Annotated in this window: 14 protein-coding genes; 8 read left to right on the top strand and 6 right to left on the bottom strand. The window is 70.8% G+C overall.

Annotated features, from left to right (window positions below):
- Positions 1 to 240 precede the first annotated feature (240 nt).
- From F9278_RS40290 to F9278_RS40275, 4 genes are all read right to left on the bottom strand, one after another.
- Complete coding sequence (locus tag F9278_RS40290) at positions 241 to 1,122, bottom strand: sulfotransferase family protein (RefSeq protein ID WP_152172723.1); 882 nt, start codon at positions 1,120 to 1,122, stop codon at positions 241 to 243.
- 165 nt (positions 1,123 to 1,287) lie between these two features.
- Entirely contained in the window at positions 1,288 to 4,335 is a 3,048-nt protein-coding gene (locus F9278_RS40285; protein WP_152172722.1) for an alpha-mannosidase, read from the bottom strand.
- Positions 4,336 to 4,388: 53 nt separating this feature from the next.
- Positions 4,389 to 5,729, bottom strand: coding sequence for a 6-phospho-beta-glucosidase (locus F9278_RS40280; protein WP_152172721.1), 1,341 nt, complete (start codon positions 5,727 to 5,729; stop codon positions 4,389 to 4,391).
- 82 nt (positions 5,730 to 5,811) lie between these two features.
- Positions 5,812 to 6,561 (bottom strand): DeoR/GlpR family DNA-binding transcription regulator, encoded by a 750-nt coding sequence (locus F9278_RS40275; protein ID WP_152172720.1) that lies wholly within the window; start codon positions 6,559 to 6,561, stop codon positions 5,812 to 5,814.
- Between the two features lie 127 nt (positions 6,562 to 6,688).
- Between F9278_RS40275 and F9278_RS40270 the strand changes: the two genes are divergently transcribed.
- The 8 genes from F9278_RS40270 (at position 6,689) to F9278_RS40235 (ending at position 18,623) form a co-directional block, all read left to right on the top strand.
- Positions 6,689 to 7,708, top strand: coding sequence for a carbohydrate kinase family protein (locus F9278_RS40270; protein ID WP_152172719.1), 1,020 nt, complete (start codon positions 6,689 to 6,691; stop codon positions 7,706 to 7,708).
- A gap of 99 nt (positions 7,709 to 7,807) precedes the next feature.
- Positions 7,808 to 9,088 carry an ABC transporter substrate-binding protein gene (locus F9278_RS40265; protein ID WP_152172718.1) on the top strand — a complete coding sequence of 427 codons (1,281 nt, stop codon included), beginning with the start codon at positions 7,808 to 7,810 and terminating at the stop codon, positions 9,086 to 9,088.
- 124 nt (positions 9,089 to 9,212) lie between these two features.
- Entirely contained in the window at positions 9,213 to 10,097 is an 885-nt protein-coding gene (locus F9278_RS40260; protein WP_152174420.1) for a carbohydrate ABC transporter permease, read from the top strand.
- Positions 10,094 to 10,999, top strand: a complete 906-nt coding sequence (locus F9278_RS40255; protein WP_152172717.1) for a carbohydrate ABC transporter permease — start codon at positions 10,094 to 10,096, stop codon at positions 10,997 to 10,999. The genes F9278_RS40260 and F9278_RS40255 overlap by 4 nt, the downstream gene beginning before the upstream one ends.
- Before the next feature lie 25 nt (positions 11,000 to 11,024).
- Complete coding sequence (locus F9278_RS40250; RefSeq protein WP_404818987.1) at positions 11,025 to 12,023, top strand: alkaline phosphatase family protein; 999 nt, start codon at positions 11,025 to 11,027, stop codon at positions 12,021 to 12,023.
- Positions 12,020 to 14,992: a glycoside hydrolase family 2 TIM barrel-domain containing protein gene (locus F9278_RS40245; protein WP_152172716.1), complete on the top strand. Its 2,973-nt coding sequence runs from the start codon at positions 12,020 to 12,022 to the stop codon at positions 14,990 to 14,992. Before F9278_RS40250 ends, F9278_RS40245 begins: the two co-directional genes overlap by 4 nt.
- Positions 14,993 to 15,016: 24 nt before the next feature.
- Positions 15,017 to 16,846 (top strand): LamG-like jellyroll fold domain-containing protein, encoded by a 1,830-nt coding sequence (locus F9278_RS40240; RefSeq protein WP_152172715.1) that lies wholly within the window; start codon positions 15,017 to 15,019, stop codon positions 16,844 to 16,846.
- An 88-nt stretch (positions 16,847 to 16,934) separates the two neighbouring features.
- Positions 16,935 to 18,623 (top strand): PHP domain-containing protein, encoded by a 1,689-nt coding sequence (locus F9278_RS40235; RefSeq protein WP_152172714.1) that lies wholly within the window; start codon positions 16,935 to 16,937, stop codon positions 18,621 to 18,623.
- 19 nt (positions 18,624 to 18,642) lie between these two features.
- Here F9278_RS40235 and F9278_RS40230 read toward each other — a convergent pair whose 3' ends face one another.
- Together F9278_RS40230 and F9278_RS40225 are read right to left on the bottom strand one after the other, a co-directional pair.
- The gene (locus tag F9278_RS40230) at positions 18,643 to 19,875 is read right to left on the bottom strand and encodes a helix-turn-helix domain-containing protein (protein ID WP_152172713.1); all 1,233 of its coding nucleotides are present in this window, start codon (positions 19,873 to 19,875) and stop codon (positions 18,643 to 18,645) included.
- Positions 19,876 to 20,286: 411 nt separating this feature from the next.
- Positions 20,287 to 20,742, bottom strand: a complete 456-nt coding sequence (locus tag F9278_RS40225; RefSeq protein WP_152172712.1) for a MaoC family dehydratase — start codon at positions 20,740 to 20,742, stop codon at positions 20,287 to 20,289.
- Positions 20,743 to 20,752: the final 10 nt, after the last annotated feature.

Here is a 20,752-nt window from a genome sequence, read left to right as displayed (position 1 = left end):
TTCCTCGCCCCCGCCGCCCCTACCCGTCCCATCCCCAGGGGCTGCGCGCCCCTTCGACCCCCGTCAAAGCCTTCGGGGCTCCGCCCCGGACCCCGTTCGCGCAGTTCCCCGCGCCCTTTCAGGGGCGCGGGGAACTGCGCGAGAAGCCCCACCCACCCGCACCCGACCACGCACCCTCGGGGTCGAAGGGGCAGCGCCCCTGGGGATGGGACGGGTAGGGGCGGCGGGGGCGAGGAAAAGTCAGGTGGGATAGCCCCAGGCTTCGGCCAGCTCGTGGAGGCGGGGCGGGAGTTCGGCGGTGGGGTCCGCCGCGCGGGCCGGTTGGATTCGGCCGGACTTGATGGTGGTGGACCAGTCGCCGAGCTGGGGACGGAACGTCCCGTGATCCTTGGTGCCGTAGTCGAGCATCCCGGGCTCCCAGGCAAGCCCGAGGTGGTCACAGATACCCCGCGTGACCTTCTCCGGCTCGGCGGTCAGCTCCTCGTAGCGGATCACATGGACGGGAAGATTCTGCCGCGCCTCCTCCAACTTCTCGCTGTAGGAGAGGACTTCGGCCCGGATCGCCTCATGGTCCGGGTCGGTGCGACGGCTCGTGAGGGACTGCGCGACCGCACCGGGGTGACGCAACAGCAGGATGTACCGCGCGTTCGGCCAACATCGGTGCAGCCGAGGCCAGATGAGCGTGTTGGGCGGCGTCTTGTCGACGATGACCCGCTTGCCGCTACGGGTCAGCTCATGGTGGAGGATCCGGTCCCACAGGATGTGCTCCAGCTCGCACTTGTCGAGTTCGAGCGCCTTCATCGCGTCCCCGGTGAAGTCCCGGGAGAGATGCACGTGCACGGTCCGCAGGTGCATCTCGTGCGGGGCCCGGATCTGGCTGTGGCTGTTGAGGATCACCCGCAGCAGCGTCGAGCCGGAACGCACCGAGGAGAGCACGAACACCGGCGCGTCCACCAGCCGGGACGCGCGCGGTGCCACGTACGGCGGTTCCACGGGCGCGGTGTCGGTGCGGGGCGCGGGCACGGCGTCGAGCTGCTTGCGCGGCGGGCTCACCGCCTCGGCGATCAGCCTGCCCCGGCGCCTGAGCCCCTTGCCGATCGCGGACTTGCGCGGATCTCGCACGATGACACCTCACAACTTTTCTTCGCACTGTCGCGTTGCCCCGTATCACAGGGGTAGCGGGCGAATTCCAGGTGTCGGGGAGGGGAAGGGCAGTGGTCGCGGCGGGCGACACACCCGCCGCGACCAGCTGTTTTACGCTCCCTCAATTTCTGATGGGAACCCCGGTCACCGCTCCCCCACCGCCAGCCGCAGCGTCTGCACCTCGAAGGGGCGCAGCGTCACCGGGACGCCGTTCCCGTCCGTGGCCGTCTCCGACAGCGGGCGCTCCAGCAGGTCGGTGATCCGGGCGCCGGCGAGCGGGAAGCCGGTGCGCAGGACGCCGCGGGCCCGGCCGCCGCTCGACTCGTAGATCCTGACCACGACATCGCCGGAGGCGTCGTCGGCGAGCTTGACCGCCTCGACGGTCACGCCCTCGCCGTCAACGGAGACGACCGGCTCGGGGGCGCCCGCCGCGTCCGCGACGCGCAGCGGCAGGTTGAGGGCGTAGCCCTCGGCGACCGCGTCCTCGATGGTCGCGCCGGGGAGGAGCGAGTAGGTGATGCGGTGCTTGCCCTGGTCGGCCTCGGGGTCCGGGATGCGCGGGGCGCGGACCAGGCTGAGGCGGACCGTGGTGGTCGTACCGCCGTCCTCGCGAACCGTGCGGGAGACGTCGTGGCCGTACGTCGAGTCGTTGATCACCGCGACGCCGTAGCCGGGCTCGCCGACGTGCACCCAGCGGTGGCCGGAGACCTCGAAGCGGGCCGCTTCCCAGCTGGTGTTGGTGTGGGTGGGGCGCTGGATGTGGCCGAACTGGATCTCGGCGGAGGAGTGGGCGGCGCGGACGTCGATCGGGAAGCCGGCCTTGAGGAACTTCTCGGCCTCGTGCCAGTCGATGTCCGTCTCGAAGTCGATCCGGGGGCTGCCTGCGCGCAGGGTGATCGTCTGCGTGATGCGGGAGCCCTTGCCGAACGAGCGCTCCACGCGGATCGCGCCGAGGAGGGGGTCCTCCTCGACGACGGTGATCGAGTCGGCGTCCAGCAGGTCCGTGTAGCGGTTCCTGTAGTGCTTGTCGACGTCCCAGGCGTCCCAGTAGTTCGGGAGGTCGGTGTGCAGGCGGAGCAGGTTGCCCTTGTCGCCGAGCACCTCGCGGTCGGCGACGAGGTCGCGGACCGAGGCGAGGGTTCCGTCCTCGGCGAGTTCGACGCGGACCAGGCCGTTGTCGAGGACGCGGCCGGTGACGGTGACGGGGTGCGGGGTTTCGGCGGGGGTCAGGGGCGCGCTGCCGTTCGCGGGGACCGTGACGTAGGCCGGCGCGCCCTCGGACGTACGGACCACTTCGGCGCGGTCGCGCGGGCTGGTGTTGAAGACGCGCGCGTCGCCGCCGCCCAGGGCCGCCACCGCCTCCGTCGTCAGCTCCTCCAGTTCCTTCGCCACCCGCGCGTACTCGGCCTCCGCCTCGCGGTGGACCCAGGCGATCGAGGAGCCCGGCAGGATGTCGTGGAACTGGTGGAGGAGGACCGTCTTCCAGAGGCGGTCGAGCTTCTCGTGGGGGTAGGTGTACTCCGGCGCGTGGAGCGCGGCGGTGGTCGCCCACAGCTCCGCCTCGCGCAGCTTGTGCTCGCTGCGGCGGTTGCCCTGCTTGGTGCGGGCCTGGGAGGTGTAGGTGGCGCGGTGGAGTTCGAGGTACAGCTCGCCGTTCCAGACGGGGGCGTCCTCGTACTCGGCGCGGGCCTTGGCGAAGAACTCGTCGGGGTGTTCGACGACGACCTTCGGGGAGCCCTCCAGGTCCGCGAGGCGGCGGGCGCGTTCCATGATCTCGCGGGTGGGGCCGCCACCGCCGTCGCCCCAGCCGAAGGGGGCCAGGGAGCGTGTACCGGCGCCCTTCTCCTGGTAGTTGCGGACGGCGCGGTCCATCTCCTCGCCGCTGAAGCGGGCGTTGTAGGTGTCGACCGGCGGGAAGTGGGTGAAGATACGGGTGCCGTCGATGCCCTCCCACCAGAACGTGTGGTGGGGGAACCTGTTGGTCTGGTTCCAGGAGATCTTCTGGGTGAGGAACCAGTCGTTGCCGGCGAGCTTGGCGAGCTGCGGGTAGGAGGCGTTGTAGCCGAAGGAGTCCGGCAGCCAGACGCCCTTGGTCTCGATGCCGAAGTGCTCGATGAAGAACCGCTTGCCGTGGACGAGCTGGCGGGCGATGGCCTCGCCGCCGGGCAGATTGCCGTCGGACTCGACCCACATGCCGCCGACCGGGACCCACTGGCCCTTGTCGACGGCCTTCTTGATCCGCTCCCACACCTGCGGGTAGTTGTCGCGCACCCACTCGTACTGCACGGCCTGGGAGCAGGCGAAGATGAAGTCCTCGTACTCGTCGGCCAGCGCGGTGACGTTGGAGAAGGTGCGGGACGTCTTGCGCTTGGTCTCGCGGATGGGCCAGAGCCAGGCGGAGTCGATGTGGGCGTGGCCGACGCCGGAGATGGTGTGGGCGCTCGCGTGGGCGGGCTTGGCGAGGACGGGGGCGAGGATCTCGCGGACGGCCGTGGCGCTGCCGGAGACGTCGTCGAGGTCGACGGCGTCCATGGCCCGGTCCAGGGCGTGCAGGATCTCGTGGCGGCGGGGCTCGTGCTCGGCGAGGTGGACCATCAGCTCGCGCAGCACCTGGAGGTCCAGGTCGAGATGCCAGACCTCCTCGTCGAGGACGGCGATGTCGGCGCGCTGGAAGGTGTAGAGGGGCTTGTCACCGGCGGTCAGGATGTCGCCGAGCGGGGTGATCTTCGAGAAGTTGTCGGCGAGGATGTCCGGGTTGGAGGCCGCCTCGACGAGGTAGTCGATGGTCTCGCCGCCGCGTACGGGGTTGCCGATCGGCACGTACTGGTTGAGCGGGTTGACCGCCTTCAGCGGGGTGCCGTCGGCGAGGTGGACCAGGGCCTCGGCCTGGTTGCCGGGCCAGTCGCCGACGAAGCCGAGGTCGATGACGGCCTCGACGCGGCGGCCCGCCCACTCGGCGGGGACCTGTCCGCGCATCCGGAACCAGGTGGTGCCCCACGGCGGGCCCCAGGGGGTGTCCATCGCGAACGGGGTGTACGAGGCGCCCGCGGCCTCCTCGAAGGGGACGGGCTCGCCCGGCGCCTGCCAGGCCTCCACCTCGAAGGGCACGGAGGCGGCGTAGACGGCGGGCTTGACGCGCTGGGTGTGGACGCGCTCGACGCGTTCCTCGATGCGGCGGCGTTCGTCGTGCATGACGGGTCTCCAGAGAGGGAGCGAGCGGGGGAAAGCGCTTTCCGACGGGGGGCCTACTTAAGGTACGCCAGGCCAGGGTGGACCTCGGTGTACCCCTCCACCAGCCTGCGCGCCACATTGACCGAGTCGACCAGCGGGTGCAGGGCGAAGGCCTTCACCGCGGTGGTACGGGAGCCCGCCTCGGCGGCGGACAGGACTTCGCGTTCGACGGCCTTGACCGCGCAGACCAGGCCGGTGGCGTGGTCGGGCAGGGGGGCGACGGAGACCGGGTGGGCGCCGTTGGCGTCGACCAGGCAGGGCACCTCGATGACCGCCTCGGTGTCGAGGGCGGCGAGGGTGCCCTTGTTGCGGACGTTGAGGATGAGGGTGGTGCGCTCGTCGCGGGCGATGGCCCGCATCAGGGCGAGGGCGACCTTCTCGTAGCCGCCGGACAGGTCGTCGGCGTCGCGTTCGCCGGCGCCGGCCGTCTCCCGGTTCTCCGCCATGTAGGTGGCCTCGCGCTCGGCGCGGGTGCGGTCCCAGGCCTTGAGGGCGTGGGCGTCCGGGCGGCGCATCTCCTCGTAGAACTGGGCCTGCTGGTCCTTGAGGAAGGCGCCTCGGGTCTTCTCGACCGCCTGGTAGGCGCGGACGGCCTCGCGGTTGAAGTAGTAGTAGTGCAGATACTCGTTGGGGATCGCGCCGAGGGACCGGAGCCAGTCGACGCCGAAGAGCTTGCCCTCCTCGAAGGAGCCGAGGAGGTCGCGGTCGGCGAGCAGGCGCGGGAGTTCGTCGCGGCCGGCGATGTGCAGACCGCGTACCCAGCCGAGGTGGTTGAGGCCGACGTAGTCGATCCAGGCCTCGGCCGGGTTGGCGGCCCCGAGGACGCGGGCGATGCGGCGGCCTAGGCCGACGGGTGAGTCGCAGATGCCGATGACGCGGTCGCCGAGGTGGCGGGACATGGCCTCGGTGACCAGGCCGGCCGGGTTGGTGAAGTTGATGACCCAGGCGTCGGGGGCGAGCCGGGCCACGCGCCGGGCGATGTCCACGGCGACCGGGACCGTGCGCAGGCCGTAGGCGATACCGCCGGCGCCGACGGTCTCCTGGCCGAGGACACCCTCGTCGAGGGCGACCCGCTCGTCGTTCGCGCGGCCCTGAAGACCGCCGACTCGGATCGCGGAGAAGATGAAGTCGGCGCCGGTGAGGGCCTCGTCGAGGTCGGTGGTGGCGGTCACCTCGGGGGCGCCCGGGACGTCGGCGGCCTGCTCGGCGAGGACGCGGGTGACGGCGGAGAGCCGCTCGGCGTCCAGGTCGTGCAGGACGACATGGGTGACCCGGCCCTCGGCGCGGTCCCCGAGGAGCGCCCCGTACACGAGGGGCACCCGGAATCCTCCGCCGCCCAGAATCGTCAGCTTCACGCAACTACCACCTTTGCCGATCGTGCTTGTGCGGGCCGTGCGGATCGTCCGACACGTGTCAGCCCTCCCCTCCCGGGGGCGGTCATGCGGTGACCACTTCGACCCCCGCGTCCTCGAAGGACGACCGGGTGCCCGGATCCACCGACCCGTTGGTCACGACCACGTCGAGTTCCCCGGGTCCGCAGACCTTCGCCATCCCCGTGCCGGGGAACTTGGCGGAGTCCGCGAGCAGGACGACCTTGTCGCTCGCCCTGATCATCGCGCGTTTGACGGGGACCTCGACGACGGTCGTGTCCATCACCTGTCCGCCGGGCCGCACTCCGCTCGTGCCCAGGAACAGCCAGTCGGCGTGGAGTTGCCGCAGGTTGTCCTCGGTGAGGAAGCCGACGAGGGAACGGTACTCGCGGCGGACCATGCCGCCGAGCAGCACCAGTTCGATGCCCTCGTCGTCGGCCAGCTCCTCGTAGACCACCAGATTGCTGGTGATCACGGTGAGCCGGCGGCCGTGCAGCTGCCGGGCCAGCCGGTAGGCGGTGGTCCCGATGTCGAGGAGCACGGACTGACCGTCGTGGAGCATCGAGGCGGCCTTCGCCGCTATCGCGTCCTTCTCGGCCACCCGGACCTCGGCGACCTCGGCGAAGGGCTGATCGCCCTCGTCCACGACGGCACCGCCGTGCACACGGGTGAGCAGCCCCTCCTCCTCCAGCCGGACGAGGTCTCGCCGAATGGTGGCGGGGCTCACACCGAGCTGTTCGGACAGGTCGGTGACTGCCGCCGGGCCCCCTGATCTCAGGGCCCGCAGGATGAGTTGGTGTCGTCGCTCTGCCAGCACGCGCTGAACAGTACTCGTCATCCCCAATCAAATCCATGCTCACTTCTGCTCGGGTATTGACCAATCTCTCGGATCGGCGCACGATTCCCGGCATCGAATTTGAAGAGTTCTGACGAGAGGTGCACACGTGGACGACGACCGGCCCGATGTGCTGCTGACCGGGCTGCTCTTCTACGACCTCGTGCTGACGGGGCTGGGAAAGCCGCCCACCCCCGGCGAGGAGATCTGGACCGACGGCATGGGCTGTGGTCCGGGCGGCATCGCCAACCTGGCGGTCGCCGCCGCCCGTTTCGGCCTCAGGACCTCCCTGGCCACGGTCTTCGGCGACGACTACTACGGCGAGTACTGCCGTGAGGTCCTCGCCGGGCAGGAGGGCGTCGACCTCTCCCTCTCGCGCACCGCGGACGGCTGGCACACCCCCGTCACCGTCTCCCTGGCGCACGGCCACGACCGTGCCCTGGTCACCCACGGCCAGGAGCCGCCGTACTCGCAGGACGTCCTCATGGGCGACCCGCCCGAGTCGCGCACGGCGCTCGTGCACATCGAGGCCGAGCCGCGCGAGTGGCTCGCCAAGGCCGCCGCCAACGGCACCCGCATCTACGCGGACGTCGGCTGGGACCCCACCCAGCGGTGGTCCCGCGACCTGCTCGACCAACTCGCCCTGTGTCACGCCTTCCTCCCCAACGAGACCGAGGCGATGGCGTACACCCGCACCGACAGCGCGGTCGCCGCGCTCGGCACGCTGAGCGAGCTGGTGCCGGTGGCCGTGGTCACCCGCGGCGGCGAGGGCGCGGTCGCGGTGGACCAGACGACCGGTGAGTACGCCGAGGTCCCGGCCCTGGACGTCGACGTGCTCGACGCGACGGGCGCCGGCGACGTCTTCGGCGCGAGCTTCGTCGCCGCCTCCCTCGGCGGCTGGCCCCTGACGGAACGCCTGCGGTTCGCCGTACTGTCCGCCGGACTGTCGGTCGGCCGGCACGGCGGCGGCCTGGCCGCGCCCGGCTGGTACGGCGTCGACCGCTGGTGGCGCTCCCTGACCGACCCCGGCCTGAGGAAGGCCTACGGCTTCCTCACGGACCGCATCCCCGCCGACGTCGGCCCACCGGCGCGCCTCGCCCCGGTCACCCCGCCCGCGCGGCCCCACTGACCCCCCGCGTTCCCCTGCACCCCCTGCACCCCCTGCACCCCCTGCACCTCCGCACCAAAGCCCCGAAGTACCACGAACAGGAACAAACAGGAGTGACCCGTGGACCTTTCTCGTAGAGGCTTCCTCCAGGCTGCCGTGTTCACCGCGGCGGCCTCCGGACTGACCGTCGCCTGTGGCGGCGGCTCGGATTCCGGCGGCACCAAGAACGGCAAGAACCTCACCCTGTGGTACTGGGGCGGCGCCCTCAGCGACAAGGTGGTCGCCGAGGCCAAGACGCACTTCAAGAGCCAGATCAAGCTGACCAGTTCCTCCATCGGCGGCGACTTCAAGCAGAAGCTCACCACCACCCTCGCGGCCGGCGGCTCCTCCGTGCCGGACATCACCGGCATCAAGGGCGAGGACATCGCCTCCTTCCTGCCCAACGCCGACCGCTTCCTCGACCTGAACGACCTGGGCTTCAAGAAGATCTCCTCGCAGTACCTGGAGTGGAAGACCAAGCTCGCCCAGACCGAGGACGGCAAGCAGATCGGCTTCCCGATCGACATCGGCCCCACCGCGCTCTTCTACCGCGCCGACCAGTTCGAGAAGGCGGGCCTGCCCAGCGACCCGGCGAAGGTCGCCGCCGAGGCCAAGACCTGGGACGACTACTTCGCGCTCGGCAGCGAGCTGAAGAAGGCGCTGCCCGGCACCTTCCTCATCAACAACATGGGCTCGGTCTTCAGCATCGCGGTCGGCCAGGGCACCACACGGTTCATCGACAAGGACAACCACTTCATCGGCGACCAGGACCACATCCGCGCCGCGTGGGACCACGCGATACGCGCCTACACGCTCGGCCTCGACGCCAAGATCAACGACCAGAGCTGGAACGCGGCCGTCGGCAAGAGCCTGACCACCGAGGTCGGCGCCGCCTGGCACGCGCTGGACATCGAGTCGGCGGCCCCGGCCACCAAGGGCAAGTGGCGGGTCACCGCGACCCCGGGCGGGCCGGCCAACCAGGGCGGCTCCTATCTGACGCTGCCCAAGCAGTGCCGGAACCCCGAAGAGGCATTCAAGATCATCAACTGGATCCTGAGCCCCGACAACAACGCCAAGAGCTTCACCGACGCCGCGATCTTCCCCGCCTCGCCGGAGACGTACGCGATGCCGGCCATGACGGGCCCCGACGCCTTCTTCGGCGGACAGAAGATCATCGAGGTCTTCGGCCCGGCCGCCGAGGCGATCCCGATCAGCTACGAGGCGCCCGCCGACTCCGCGGTGATGGCTCCCTTCATGGCCGAGCTGACCAGCATCGAGGCCAAGGGCAAGAAGCCCGACGACGCCTGGAAGGACGCGGTCTCCCAGGCCAAGCAGATCGCCAGGCGGCAGGGGGTGAACTGAGGTGTCGTCACCTCCGGTCACCGGCTCCGCCACGGTGCCAGAGCACCGTGGCGGGCCGGGCCCGGCCCGCTTCCGCCCGCGGCGCACCCCGCCCGCGGGCGCCGTGCGGCCCACACGTCGCGGGGTGCTGTCGTACTGGCGGCAGTACCTGGCGATCTCGCCGTTCTATCTGGTCTTCCTGGTCTTCTCGTTCGTCCCCGTCTTCTACTCGCTGTATCTGTCCTTCCAGCGCTACGACGGCCTGGGCACCAAGCAGTTCGTGGGCCTCCAGCAGTTCGAGTTCCTGTGGAGCGATCCGGTCTTCTGGCTGTCGATCCGCAACACCCTGCTGATCTGGGTCCTGTCCACCGTGCCCACGCTCTTCGGCGCCCTGGTCCTGGCCACGCTGCTGCACTCGGTGCGCCGCTTCAAGGGCTTCTACCGCATCGCCCTCTACGTCCCGAACGTGACGTCGATCGTCGCCGTCGCGATCTTCTTCGGCGCAGTGTTCAGCAACGACTTCGGTCTGGTCAACGCGATCCTGGGCACGGTCGGCATCTCGCCCGTGCCGTGGCTGAGCAACCCGTGGCTGATCAAGGTGGTCATCGCGCTGCTGATGACCTGGATGTGGACCGGCTACAACATGATCATCTATCTGGCCGGCCTCCAGGCCATCCCGCAGTCGGTCTACGAGGCGGCCAAGATGGACGGCGCCGGTCCGATCCGCACGTTCTTCCAGATCACCATTCCGATCATGCGGCCGATCATCCTGTTCACCGTCGTCGTCTCCACGATCAACGGTCTGCAGAGCTTCAGCGAACCCCAGGTGCTCTTCGCCAGCAACGCCGCCAACCAGAACCTCGGCGGACCGGGACAGGCGGGTCTGACCACGCTGCTGTACTTCTACCAGTCGGCCTTCCTCGACAACGACTACGGCTACGGCGCGGCCATCGTGTGGGCCTTCTTCGTACTGATCATCGTGCTCGTCGTCATCAACTGGCGCATCGTGCAACGAGGGAGGAAGTCATGACGACCGCCGCCACGCCACGGCCGACCACGGGCGCGAAGCCGAGCAGGGGCGCAGGGCCGACCACGGGCGCCAAGCGGTCGCGCCGCCCCAAGGGCCTGTCCGCGCACGTCTTCCTGATCATCGCCGTACTGATCTCGGTCTTCCCGTTCGTGTGGACGATCGTGATGGCGACCAACACCACCCGGGACATCTACAAGAGCCCGCCCAAACTGATCTTCGGCTCCCATCTGCTGGAGAACATCCGGGGTGTGCTCGACACCATCGACTTCTTCGGGTCGATGCTCAACACGATCGTCATCGCGTCCGTCACCACGGTCCTGGTGCTGTTCGTGGACTCCCTGGCGGCCTTCGCCTTCGCCAAGTTCGAGTTCCCCGGGCGCAAGATCCTCTTCGGCACGCTGCTGGTGTTCATGATGCTGCCGCTGCAGCTGGCCGTGCTGCCGCAGTTCATCCTGATGTCCGAGGTCGGCTGGGTCGGCATGCTCAAGGCGCTGGTCTGGCCCGCCCTGTCCAACGCGTTCGGCATCTTCTGGCTGCGCCAGTACATCGAGAACGGGGTGCCCGACGAACTGCTGGACGCGGCCCGTATCGACGGCGCCGGGTTCTTCCGGCAGTACTGGAACATCGCGCTGCCGATGATCAGGCCCGCGATGTCCTTCCTCGCCATCTACGCCTTCGTCGGCGCCTGGAACGACTACGTCTGGCCGCTCATCGTGCTCACCAACCCCGACCACGTCACGCTCCAGGTGGAGCTGGCCCAGCTCAACGTCGGCCACAACACCGACTACAGCATGGTCATGGCCGGTGTGCTGATGGCGTCCCTCCCGCTGGTCATCGTCTTCGCGATCTTCGCGCGCGGCTTCATCGCGGGCGCCACCGAGGGCGCGGTCCAGGGCAGTTGAACGGCCTGCCGGAGAGGGGTGCGCGGTGACCGACAACGGCGAGGCGGGGCGGCCGGGGCGCGGCAAGGTGCTGGTGGTGGGAATGGACGGGGTGCGCTTCGACCTGCTGACCCGCTCCCGTCCTCCGGCCGAAGGCACCCCCGCCCCGCCCCCTCTGCCTCCCTCGTCCCCGGCGCCCGTGCTGCGCGGCCTGATGGCGGCGGGCGCGTACGGCAGCGGTCTGCTGCCCTACGGCGAGATGGACGGTCAGGCCGAGGGCGGGCCGTCCACCAGCATGGCCTACACCGATTCCGGGCCCGGCTGGTCGAGCGTGCTGACCGGGGTGTGGCCGGACCGGCACGGGGTGACCGGCAACGACTTCGTGGGCGCCGACTACGCCGCCCACCCCGACTTCCTCAGCCGCGCCGCCGCCGCGCGGCCCGGTCTGCGCACGGTGGCCGTGGTGTCCTGGCCGGAGCTGATCGACCGCGGCGCGCTGGGGCCCGGCATCGGTGAACGCGTGCGGTACGACGGCGAGTCCGACGGCTACGCGAGTGCGGACCGGCTCGTCGCCGACGCCGCCGTGCGCCGGCTCACCGAGGACGACCCGGACCTCCTGTTCGTCTACTTCGGCGCCACCGACGAGGCCGGCCACGCCACGGGCCCCCTCAGCCCCGCCTACGACCGGGCCCTCCTCGCCCAGGACGCCCACCTGGGCCGCCTCCTGCACGCCCTCACCGCCCGCGCCGACGAACACTGGACGATCCTGATCACCACGGACCACGGCCACCTCGACACGGGCGGCCACGGCGGCGACACGCGCGCCGAGCGGGAGGTCTTCGTGGTCCTGGCCGAACTCGGAACGACAGGAGATCTCGCCCCCTCCCGCACCACCCTCCTCGACTCCCCCGCCCTCATCGACATCGCCCCCACCGTCCTGGACCGGCTCGGTGTTCCCGTCGATCCCGTGTGGGGTCTGGCGGGTCGGGTGTTGCCCCGGCCGGTCACCTCCTGCTTCCCGCTCCCGACTTCGGAATGGTCATGACCGACGCACTCTTCGTCCTGCGCCCCTGGGAGTCACCCGAGGTGACCTCCTGGGGGCGGTTGCCCATGAACGCCGTGGACCGGCGGGAGCGGGCGGTGTCGCTCGACGGCCGGTGGCGGTTCCAGCTGCTGCCGTCGCCCGAGCGGGAACCCGGGCCCGGCTGGTCCTGGGCCGAACTCCCCGGCTCCTGGGCGCTCGACGTGGCGGAGGATCCACCGCAGTACACCAATGTGCGGATGCCGTGGCCGGAGTTCCCGCCGGGCTCCCCGCCCGCGAACCCGACCGGGGTGTACGAGCGGGACGTCGACATTCCCGCCGACTGGGCCGGGCGCCGGATCGTGCTGCAGGTCGGCGCCGCCGAGAGCGTGCTGCTCGTCCAGGTGGACGGGCGGCCGGCCGGTGTCTCCAAGGACTCCCATCTGGCCGCCGAGTTCGACCTGTCCGGGCTGGTCAGGCCCGGCCACAGGGCCACCGTGCGGCTCACGGTGGTGAAGTGGTCCGACGCCTCGCACATCGAGGACCAGGACCAGTGGTGGCTGGGCGGCATCACCCGCCCGGTGCTGCTGTACACCACCGATCCGCTGTATCTCGCGGACGTGACCGTACGGGCCCGCCGCGACGGGGAGCTGCGGGTGGACTGCCGGGTGCGTGCGGCGTCGGGGACGGCGACGGGCGCGCTGCCCGCCGGGTGGTACGTCGGCGGGCAGCTGACCGGTCCGGGCCTGGACGGTCTGGAGCTGTCCCAGGACCGGGAGTTCGACCGGTTCAACACCGAGGACGACCGGGTCTCCGACTTCCTCGGCGAGGCCCGGATGGGCACGGTCGTCCCCGGCGTACGGGCCTGGAACGCCGAGACCCCCGAGCTGTACGACCTCACCGTCCGCCTGCACCGAGCGGACGGCACGGTCGCCGACACCTCGCACCACCGGATCGGCTTCCGCGACGTGCAGATCCGGGGCCGGGACCTGCTGGTCAACGGGGAGCGCGTCTACATCCGGGGCGTGAACCGGCACGACTTCCATCCGCTGACCGGGCGGACCGTGTCGTACGAGGACATGCGCGCGGACCTGCTGACGCTGAAGCGGTTCGGCTTCAACGCGGTCCGCACCTCCCACTATCCGGGCGACCCGGCCCTCTACGACCTCACGGACGAGCTGGGCTTCTACGTCGTGGACGAGGCGGACATCGAGTCGCACGACCACGCGCACGAGATCGCCGACGACCCGCGCTATCTGAACGCGTTCGTGGACCGGGTCTCCCGGATGGTCCTGCGGGACAAGAACCATCCGTCGGTGATCGTCTGGTCGCTGGGCAACGAGTCCGACTACGGCGCCAATCACGACGCGGCGGCGGGCTGGCTGCGGCGCCACGACCCGACCCGGCCGGTGCAGTACGAGGGCGCGGCGAAGCTGGACTGGGCGGCGACGGACGACGCCTCCGACATCGCCTGCCCGATGTACGCGCCCATCGAGGACTGTGTGGCGCACGCGCTGTCGGGCGAGCAGACCCGGCCGCTGATCCAGTGCGAGTACTCGCACGCCATGGGCAACAGCAACGGCACCCTCGCCGACACATGGGCCGCCATCGAGGCCACACCGGGTCTTCAGGGCGGGTTCATCTGGGAGTTCTGGGACCACGGCATCCTCCAGCACGTGAACGACGGACGACCGGCCGGGCGTGGGGGCGCCGGGCTGTACGAGAACGGCGTCGCCGGTCCCGGCCTGCGCTGGGCCTACGGCGGCGACTTCGGCGAGACGATCCACGACGGCGCCTTCATCGCCGACGGGGTGGTCTTCCCGGACCGCACGCCCAAGCCGGTGATGTTCGAGCACCGGGAGATCGCCGCCCCGGTGCGGCTGTCCGTGGAGGGCGAGGGCACCTGGCGGGTGCTGCGGGTGCACAACCGCCAGCACTTCCGCGATCTGTCGTGGCTGGCCGCCGAGTGGGAGTTCGCGGCGGCCGACGGCGGCGCCTGGACGCTGCCGGCCCGGCTGCCCGACGTGAGCCCCGGCGATTCGGCCGTGATCGACCGGCCCGAAGTACCGGGCGGGGCGGGCGAGGTCTGGCTGACGCTGCGGGTGACGACGGCCGCCGACGAGCCCTGGGCGCCGCGCGGCACCGAGGTGTGTCTCCCGCAGGTGCGCTGGTATCCGGCCGAGGAGGGCGAGCCGGTGGTGGGCGCCGAGGAGGACCTCGGGCACATCCCGCCGCCGGAGACGGACGACACCGGGCTGCTGCTGCACCCGCTGCTCGTCTCCCCGCCCGTACTGAGCCTGTGGCGGGCCCCGACCGACAACGACGTCCTCGGCGGCATGGCCGAACGCTGGCGCGAACTGGCCCTGGACCGCGCGGTGCGTGAGCCGGTCGCGGTGGAGCGCAAGGGGTCGACGGTGCGGGTCCGGTCCCGGTGGGCGACGGGTGCCGGGGTCGTCGAGCACGAGCAGGCGTTCACGGCGCTGGTGGACGGCCGGGTGCTCGTCGAGGAGACGGCCGTGCTGCCGGAGGAGCTGACGGACGTGGCCCGGGTCGGCACGGTCTTCGAGACCGGCCCCGGCCTCGACCGCCTCGCCTGGTACGGGCAGGGCCCCTGGGAGAGCTACCCGGACCGGGCGTCCGGAGCCCCCGTCGGACACCACTCGGCCCCCGTGGACCAGTTGTTCACCCCTTATCTGCGCCCCCAGGAGAGCGGAGGCCGGCACGGAGTACGGCACTTCACGCTCTCCGGGGACGACCATGTGCTGTCGGTACGGCTGGACGGACCCCGCCAGGTCTCGGTCACCCGGCACCGCGCGGAGGATCTGACGGCCGCCGCGCACCACGACGAACTGACGCCCCGGCCGGGCTGCGTGGTCCACATCGACGCGGCGCACCGGGGACTGGGGACCGCGTCGTGCGGGCCCGACACCTCTCCCGAGTATCTCGTCACCCCGGGTGTCCACCGCTGGTCGTGGACGCTGCGGGCGCTCTGAACCACGAACCCCTACGGAGTCACTGTGTGCACCTCGCACGAACCGGGGCAGGAGTCTGCCCAGGCCCACTCGGGCAGACGCAACTTCCTCCGTGCCACGGCCCTGCTCGGCGCGGCGGCGACCGTGTCGCTGCCCGCCGTCGCGCAGGCGGCCCCCGCACGCTGGAGGCCCGACACCATGAGCCGCCGCTTCACGCTCGCCGTCATGCCCGACACCCAGTACCTGTTCGACGGGCCCAGCATCGACAGGGAGCCCGTCGAGGCGTCGCTGCGCTATCTGCTGGAGCAGGGGCGGGAGGAGAACATCGTCTTCCTCTCCCATCTGGGCGACCTCACCCAGAACGGCGCCAAGGAGGAGTGCGCGGCGATCGGTGACGCGTTCCGGATCCTGGACCGCAAGGGTGTCGGCCACAGCGTCCTCGCCGGCAACCACGACGTGCGTTCGTCCACCGACGACCAGCGGGGCCCGACCCCCTACCTGGATGTCTTCGGACCCGCCCGTTTCGAGGACGGCCCGACCTTCGGGGGCGCCTCCCCGGACGGCTACAACTCCTTCCACCTCTTCGAGGCGGCGGGCCGGCAGTGGATGGTGCTCGCCCTGGACTGGCGGCTCTCCGCGAAGGGTTTCGCCTGGGCGAAGGACGTCCTGGCCCGGCACCCGAGGACACCGGTCGTCCTCACGACACATGAGCTGGTGGACGGGGACGACTCCCTCTCGTCGTACGGGCAGACGCTGTGGGACCGGCTGATCAAGGACCACGACCAGATCTTCCTGACCCTCAACGGGCACTACTGGCCGGCGGCGCGCGCGACGCGGAGGAACACCGCTGACAACGATGTCCATCTGCATCTCACCAACTACCAGAACCGGTACTTCGGCGGCGCCGCGATGATCCGCCTCTACCGCTTCGACCTCGACCGGAACACCATCGACGTGGAGACGGTCTCCCCGTGGATCCTGGGCCGGGCCGCGAAGGGCCTCAACGAGCTGGAGCGGCAGGAGGGCGAACTCTCGGGCGACGCCGACCGGTTCACGGTCGACATCGACTTCGAGAAGCGGTTCGCCGGGTTCGCGCCGGTGCCCGCGCGGGCCGCGCGGCCGGTCTCGACGATGCTGATACCCGGTACGGTCGCGTACTGGCGGTTCGACGGTCAGCAGGACGGGTCGGCCGTCGGCGGCACGATCCGGGACCGCTCGGGGCGCGGCAACGACCTCGGCCTGGTCACGGTCGGCGGCGGCACGCTCACCTGGTCCGCCGACCACCACCCGGACCAGCCCGGCCACGGCAGCCTGGAGTTCCACGGCGGCAAGCCCCCGCTGAAGGGCGCGTATCTGCGGACGGTCGACGGGGCGCCGCTCAACTCGGCGACGTTCAAGGACGGTTACACCATCGAGGCGTTCTACCGGCTGCCCGCCGACTGGAACCCCTCGAACCACGCCTGGGCCGGCATCCTCGGCCGGACCGGCACGGGCGGCGCGGCGGGCAAGACCGCCGACGACCCGGACGAGCCGCTGGCCACGCTGTCGCTGTCGAACGACCGGGAGCCGCAGTGGGCGGTGCGTCCGCTCAACCGGCAGGGCATCGCCACCAACTGGGGCCAGGAGACCCCGTTGGAGACCTGGTGGCACCTGGCGGTCGTCAACGACGGCAAGCACACCACGCTCTACGTCCAGGGCTGCCCGGTCGTGCGCAACCCGAAGGCCACCGCCGTCGGGCTGGCCTCCGTCGGGCTCCCCTGGGTCCTCGGCGGCTACGAGTACGCCGGGAAGATCGACCAGATCCTGCACGGGCGGCTCGGTGACGTCCGCGTCGTCGAACGGGCGCTGCCCGTCAAGTCGTTCATGAACCACTGAGCCGTTCCACTGGGCCGTATCACTGGGCCGTATCACTGGGCCGAACCACTGAGCTGTTCCACTCAGACGCGAAGGAATCCCACAGACCATGTCCGACCTGTCCGGCACTCCCGAGCAGCAGCTGCCCGCCTGGGCCGATCCGTCCGTCTCCCCCGCCGATCTCGACCCGCAGGGTGTGTCGCGGCGCGGCCTCATCCGTGGCGCGGGCCTGTTCGGCGCCGCCTTCGCGATGGGTGCCACGGGCGCCCTCGCCGCACCGGCCTCCGCCGCCTCCCGTCACTACGGCGGTGAGGACCCCCGGCTCGCCTACCTCGTCGGCGACCACCACATCCACACCGTCTACAGCCACGACGCCAAGTACACGTTCTCCCAACTGGCCGCGGCGGGCGCCGAGTACGGTCTCGACTGGATGGTGTTCACCGAGCACTCCAACTTCGGGCACGCCGACTTCGGGGCCTCGCTGGAGCACAAGGAGATCCTGAAGGCCCGCGCCGAGAACCCCCGGCAGCTGATCTTCCAGGGCCTGGAGTGGTACATCCCGGCCGCCGAGCACTGCACGGTCTTCACCACCCCCGGCCGCCACGAGGTCGACCTCCTCACCCGCTTCGAGCGCGCCTACGACGGCAAGCTCCTCAACTACACGGACGGCTCGGTGGGCGGCGCGGACACCGCCCGCAACGAGGCGCACGCCGTCGACGCCATCAAGTGGCTGGCGAAGCAACGGCGTTCGGGTTACGTCGACGATGTCCTCGTCCTCGCCAACCACCCCCTGCGGCTCGGAATCGACTCCCCGCACGAGATGCGCAACTGGCGGGACGCGGCCCCCGAGATCATGATCGGGATGGAGGGCGCGCCCGGCGCCCAGGGCGCGGCGATCCCCGGCCGGCGGGGCGCGACCTCGATGCGCGGCGAGTACGAGAACAAGCCGTCGGCGCAGTCCTGGCCCGGCTATCCGGCGGAGGCGTTCCTCACGTACGGCGGTTTCGACTGGTCGACGGCGACCGTGGGCGGCCTGTGGGACGCGATGCTGGCCGAGGGGAAGCTGTTCTCGATCACCACCAACTCGGACGCGCACCGGATCGTCTTCGACACCTGGAAGAACGGTGACTGGCCGGCCGGGCAGAACTTCGACACCACCGGCAAGCTGCCCGACCCGGTGAACACGGACACCCCGCAGCCCGGCAGCGACTTCTGGCCCGGCCAGTTCAGCCGCACCCATGTCGGTGTCACCCGCCACGGCTACCGCTCGGTGATGGCGGGGCTGCGCGCGGGCCGGGTCTGGGTCGACCACGGGCATCTGCTGGACGGCCTAGACGTCCGGGTGCGGCGCGACCGCGACCACGGGCGCGGGGTCACCCTGGGCGGGCGGCTGCGGGTCCGCAAGGGCGAGAGGCTCACCCTGAACGTGACGGTGACGACCGCCTCCCGCGCCAACCCCCAGGGAATACTGCCGGAGTTGGCCCATGTCGACGTCATCCGGGGCGCGGTGCGCGGCCCGGTGGCCGACCGGGACGGCTGGCAGGCCCCCGCCACCAAGGTCGTCCACACCAAGGACGTCGCCGGCCGCAGGGGCACGTACACCCTGCGCGTCCCGATCACGGCCGGGGACGAGTCCTTCTACCTCCGGCTGCGGGGCAGCGACGGCAAGCGGAACGGGGCCGGCTATCTGGGCGCGTCCATCGACCCGCACGGCCCGATCCCGCACGCCCCGGGCAACGGGGACCCGTGGGAGGACACCTGGTTCTACTCCAACCCGGTGTTCGTGGAAGTGAGTTGAGCATCAGCGTGCTCAGTTCCTACGGCGAGGGGGACGGGCTCGGGCTGAACGCCCGGTCGCAGTGCGGCCAGTCGCTGAAGTCCCGCCCTTCGCTCCACAGCCGCTTCGCCGCGCGGATGTTCCACTCCGGGTCGAGCGCCTGGCGAGGCGTGCCGCCCAGCTCCCGCAGCCGCGCGTCGGAGATCTGGAACAGGCCCCAGTTCCGGGTGCCGTTGGTGTTGGGGAGGATGTGCAGCGGGTCGAGGAAGGACTGGCAGTCGGCGATGGCGACCGCGCGGTCCGGTGCCTCGGTGAACACCTCGCGGATGCGCCGCCGCGCCTGGTCCGGCGTCCAGGTGTCCATGCGCTTCTTGGACTCGTACAGCGCCTTCTTGGTGGTGTCGCCGACCACGCCGTTGGGCGGTTCGATCCCGGCGATCACCTGGAAGGCGGTCACACGGCGCAGTGTCTGCGGTCCGAAGTCGCCGTCCACGCCGATCTCCGCGCCCCTGTCGTGCAGCAGTTGCTGCACCTCCCGTACGCAGGTGTCGTGCTGACCCATGGCGACCACCTCGCGGCAGGCGGACGTGAAGAGCGGTCGGCTGTCCTTGAGCTGCCGGGCGTCGGCGCCCTTGGCGGGACCTGCCTCGCTCCCCCCGGCCGACCGCAGCGACGGAAGGGTCCAGGCCACCCCGCCGAGGAACAGCACGGCCAGCCCGGCGGCCACGGCGACGCGCAACCACCGCCGCCCATGCCCCTCGGGCCCGGGGCGGTCCGGGGGCTCCGGCTGCCCGACGACCGGCTCCAGCCGGACGACCTTCGCGTCGGGCGACACCGCCGGGGCCGCCGAGACCGTGGACTCGGCCTGCGCGGGAACGGGCTTCGTGGTCCCGGGCTTCGTGGTCCCGGGCTTCGTGGTCCCGGGCTTCGTGTTCTCGGACTCCGCGGATTCCGGCCCCTGGGGCGCGGCCCCCTCGGACCCCGCTTCCGTGGCCTCCGGCTCGGCCTCCGTCGCCTCCTGTTCCCGCGCGGCGTCCGCCACGGCCCACAGGCGGTGCAGCGTCCGTAGTTCCTCCGGGGTGGCTCCGCAGGCCACCGCGAGACGGTGGACGGTGCCGTAGTCCTGCGGTATGGAACCGCCCAGGCAGTAGCGGTGCACGCTGGACCCGCTCGTTCCCGCCTTCGCGGCGAGCGCGGCGTAGCTGAGGCCCGATCGCTCCTTGAGCGAGCGCAGACAGGCGGCGAACCGCTCGGACTCCGTGGACGCGGACATGGGCGTCCCCCCTTTTTCACTTGCTGCCGCGCTCAGCACGGCGCCGCGCGTGGGTCAGACGGCGGTGTGTGTACGTAGATGAGAGGGCGCCCCCTGGATCCCCCGATCCCCGCGCCCTCGGGCCTGTCGTCACCTTCCCGTCGTCGCCCGGAGGGCGGCCCCGCGGCGTCGTGGGGGTACCTCCCGGTCGAGCGAAGCCGAGACCGGGGGAGCGTGCCGGGCGTCGCGGGGCAGACGGGAATGTGACGACAGGCCCGAGCACACTGTGCCAGAAACAGACCGCTGGTAACCCCGTCAACTCCAGCCACTTCCATAACGGATTGCTGACGACCGTCGCCGCGGCGCGCCGAGCAGACGACTGTGGGGCGGAGCACCCCGGAAGGTGTTCCGCCCCACGGCTCGACTCGACTCTCAGGCGTAGAACCGGGACAGGCTCCGCAGCACGGCCGCCGGCTTCGGGGCGCCCTCGATCTCGATCGTGCCGTCGACGGTGATCTGCACCCCGCCCGGTACGTCCTCCACGGAGGCCAGTGTGCCGACCAGGCGGATCTTGGAGCCGACCTTCACCGGGGAGGGGAAACGCACCTTGTTCAGGCCGTAGTTGACCTTCGTGGACACGCCCTCGACATCCAGCAGCTCGGTGAAGAGCGGGATGAACAGCGACAGGGTGAGGTAACCGTGGGCGATCGGCGCGCCGAAGGGGCCCTCGGCCGCCTTCTCGGGGTCGACGTGGATCCACTGGTGGTCCCCGGTCGCGTCGGCGAACGTGTCGATGCGCTCCTGGGTGACCTCGATCCACTCGCTGGCCCCGAGGTCGCTGCCGGCAAGCTTCTTCAGCTCGTCGATGCCGTTGACGGTGATGCCCATATGAGGTTCC

Source organism: Streptomyces phaeolivaceus, from assembly GCF_009184865.1.
Lineage (GTDB): Bacteria > Actinomycetota > Actinomycetes > Streptomycetales > Streptomycetaceae > Streptomyces > Streptomyces phaeolivaceus.
Note: the sequence above shows the minus strand (reverse complement) of the source record. Positions and strands in the feature narration are given on the sequence as shown.

Excerpts from the sequence above, each read along its gene's own strand:
- F9278_RS40285 (WP_152172722.1), bottom strand. The coding sequence starts at position 4,335 with ATGCACGACGAACGCCGCCGCATCGAGGAACGCGTCGAGCGCGTCCAC.
- F9278_RS40255 (WP_152172717.1), top strand. The coding sequence starts at position 10,094 with ATGACGACCGCCGCCACGCCACGGCCGACCACGGGCGCGAAGCCGAGC.
- F9278_RS40245 (WP_152172716.1), top strand. The coding sequence starts at position 12,020 with ATGACCGACGCACTCTTCGTCCTGCGCCCCTGGGAGTCACCCGAGGTG.
- F9278_RS40235 (WP_152172714.1), top strand. The coding sequence starts at position 16,935 with ATGTCCGACCTGTCCGGCACTCCCGAGCAGCAGCTGCCCGCCTGGGCC.
- F9278_RS40230 (WP_152172713.1), bottom strand. The coding sequence starts at position 19,875 with ATGTCCGCGTCCACGGAGTCCGAGCGGTTCGCCGCCTGTCTGCGCTCG.
- F9278_RS40225 (WP_152172712.1), bottom strand. The coding sequence starts at position 20,742 with ATGGGCATCACCGTCAACGGCATCGACGAGCTGAAGAAGCTTGCCGGC.